This is a genomic window from Streptomyces sp. NPDC059037 (assembly GCF_042740015.1).
GTDB lineage: Bacteria > Actinomycetota > Actinomycetes > Streptomycetales > Streptomycetaceae > Streptomyces.
In genome coordinates this window covers 1-2,595 of sequence record NZ_JBHYIG010000016.1, presented here as the reverse complement: position 1 = coordinate 2,595, position 2,595 = coordinate 1, and the positions used below count along the sequence as shown (strand labels likewise).

The window sequence follows — 2,595 nt, the reverse complement described above, 5'->3', positions numbered from 1 at the left end:
GCGCCCCCCCCCCCCCCGGGGCCCCCCCCCCCCGCCGGCCCCCCCCCCCCCCCGGCCGGGGCACGGGGCCGGCCCCGGGGGGGGGGGGGGGGGGGGGCCTTCGTCGGCCGAAGCAGGTCTCAGGCCTGGTCTCAGGCCTGGTCTCAGGCCTGGTACGGCTTCGCCTCGAGGATCTTCACCGAGGCGAGCTTGCCGTTCGGCAGTTCGTACTGGGCGTCCTCGCCGATCTTCTTGCCGTTCACGCCGCTGCCCAGCGGGGACTGCGGGGAGTACGTCTCGATGTCCGCGCTCGCGTACTCACGCGAGGCGAGCAGGAAGGCCAGGGTGTCGTCCTCGTCGCCGTCGAAGGCGATCGTGACGACCATGCCGGGCGCCACCACACCGTCGGCGGCCGGCGCCTCACCGACCTTCGCCTGCTCGAGGAGCTGGGTCAGCTGGCGGACGCGGAGCTCCTGCTTGCCCTGCTCCTCCTTGGCCGCGTGGTACCCGCCGTTCTCGCGCAGGTCGCCCTCCTCACGCGCCGCCGCGATCTTGGCCGCGATCTCGGTGCGCGCAGGACCAGACAGGTACTCCAGCTCGGCCCTGAGCTGGTTGTACGCCTCCTGGGTCAGCCAGGTGACGTTCTCGCTGGTCTGGGTCACAGGTGCTCCTCGTAGGTACTGGGAATACAAAGCATCGCCCTACCCAGAAGGATGTTCCCTCACGGGTGGGCGAAACCACGAGCCTAACAATTCAGGCGCGCGAGGGGGAGGACATAAGCCATCAGAAATACGTCAACGCAGGTGAGAGGCGTAAAGCCCGCGGATGTCAGGCTGTGTCAGTCGGAATGGCAGCCGAGCAGCTCGACACTGGTCGCCTTCTCGGTCGTACGCAGCGTGACGACCTTGTCGACACGGCCGGTCCGCTGGTCGAAGCGGAAGTCGGCGCGGCCCACCTCGGCGCCGGACTCGGCCTGCGAGCGCAGGGTGCAGTAGCCCCGGGCGCCGGCGTCCTTGCGTACTTCCAGATGCGCCTTGACGGCGTGGTCGGAGACGACGTCGAACTTGATGACCTCGGCGCTGACCTTCGTGCCGTTGATGTAGTCGTAGCCGAACCAGCCGATGACGCCGAGCAGGATCACGCCGAGGACGGAGCCCACGATCATGAGCTTGCGGTCGGTGCGTTCGTCGGCCGTCCGCGAGTGGCCGTACCGACCCTCGGGGAGCTTCTCGCCCACCGCCGCCATGATCTTCCTCCAGGAATAGGGGCTGCCGGAATTTTCCGCCCCCCGGTTCCGTCACTATAGAAGCCGCCCATTGCGCCGAAATGACCAGGGCGCCGGATCACTGAGGATCGAGTCTTGACTGAGCAGCTGCGACTGATGGCCGTTCACGCCCACCCCGACGACGAGTCGTCGAAGGGCGCGGCCACCATGGCCAAGTACGTGTCCGAGGGGGTGGACGTGCTCGTCGTGACCTGCACGGGTGGGGAGCGCGGTGACATCCTCAACCCCAAGCTCCAGGGCGACACCTACATCCAGGAGCACATCCACGAGGTGCGCAAGAAGGAGATGGACGAGGCGCGCGAGATTCTCGGCGTCAAGCAGGAGTGGCTCGGCTTCGTCGACTCGGGGCTTCCCGAGGGCGACCCGCTGCCGCCGCTGCCCGACGGCTGCTTCGCCCTGGAGGACGTCGACAAGGCGGCCGGCGAGCTGGTCCGCCAGATCCGTTCCTTCCGTCCGCAGGTCATCACGACGTACGACGAGAACGGCGGATACCCGCACCCCGACCACATCATGACCCACAAGATCACGATGGTGGCCTTCGAAGGGGCGGCGGACCCCGAGAAGTACCCGGAGAGCGAGTTCGGGCCGGTCCACGAGCCGAAGAAGCTCTACTACAACCAGGGCTTCAACCGGCCGCGCACCGAGGCGCTGCACCAGGCGATGCTCGACCGCGGCATGGAGTCGCCGTACGGGGACTGGCTGAAGCGGTGGGACGAGTTCGAGCGGGTCGAGCGGACGCTGACCACGCACGTTCCGTGCGCCGACTTCTATGAGATCCGCGACAAGGCACTGATCGCGCACGCCACCCAGATCGACCCCGAGGGCGGCTGGTTCCGGGTGCCGATGGAGCTCCAGAAGGAGGTCTGGCCCACGGAGGAGTACGAGCTCGCGAAGTCGCTCGTCGATACATCCCTCCCCGAGGACGACCTCTTTGCGGGCATCCGCGACAATGCCTAGCGTGAACGCACATCTGGCAATGACGCATCTCGTCCCTCTCGCCAAAGAGGTCGACGATGACAAGGTGACTCCGGGTGTTCTCGGCTTCATCGTCTTCGCGGTGATGGCTCTCGCCGTCTGGGGGCTGATGAAGTCCATGAACAAGCACATGCGGAAGGTCGACTTCAAGGAACCGGACGCCTCCGGCGAGGGGAAGCCGTCCGAGGCCGAGGCCCAGCGGAGCTAAGCGCCCTGCGGGACCTGCGGTGCTCGTCTGCGGGTGCGTCGTGGCTGGTCGCGCCCACGCGGCGGAGCCGCATGTCGATTCAGCCCCGCGCCCCTTCGGGGCGCTGCCTGTCAGCCCGCAGCCACCGTCACTCCCATCACCTCTCGGG

Annotated in this window: 4 protein-coding genes; 2 read left to right on the top strand and 2 right to left on the bottom strand. The window is 67.7% G+C overall.

What is annotated here, in order from left to right:
- Positions 1 to 143 precede the first annotated feature (143 nt).
- Both greA and ACFWY6_RS05730 read right to left on the bottom strand, forming a co-directional pair.
- Complete coding sequence (gene greA, locus ACFWY6_RS05735) at positions 144 to 641, bottom strand: transcription elongation factor GreA (protein WP_360776937.1); 498 nt, start codon at positions 639 to 641, stop codon at positions 144 to 146.
- Between the two features lie 176 nt (positions 642 to 817).
- Positions 818 to 1,225 carry a DUF4307 domain-containing protein gene (locus ACFWY6_RS05730; RefSeq protein WP_384686734.1) on the bottom strand — a complete coding sequence of 136 codons (408 nt, stop codon included), beginning with the start codon at positions 1,223 to 1,225 and terminating at the stop codon, positions 818 to 820.
- A gap of 114 nt (positions 1,226 to 1,339) precedes the next feature.
- Between ACFWY6_RS05730 and mca the strand changes: the two genes are divergently transcribed.
- Both mca and ACFWY6_RS05720 read left to right on the top strand, forming a co-directional pair.
- Positions 1,340 to 2,221 carry a mycothiol conjugate amidase Mca gene (gene mca / locus ACFWY6_RS05725; RefSeq protein ID WP_384686732.1) on the top strand — a complete coding sequence of 294 codons (882 nt, stop codon included), beginning with the start codon at positions 1,340 to 1,342 and terminating at the stop codon, positions 2,219 to 2,221.
- Positions 2,222 to 2,240: 19 nt separating this feature from the next.
- Entirely contained in the window at positions 2,241 to 2,447 is a 207-nt protein-coding gene (locus tag ACFWY6_RS05720; protein ID WP_360777089.1) for a hypothetical protein, read from the top strand.
- Positions 2,448 to 2,595: the final 148 nt, after the last annotated feature.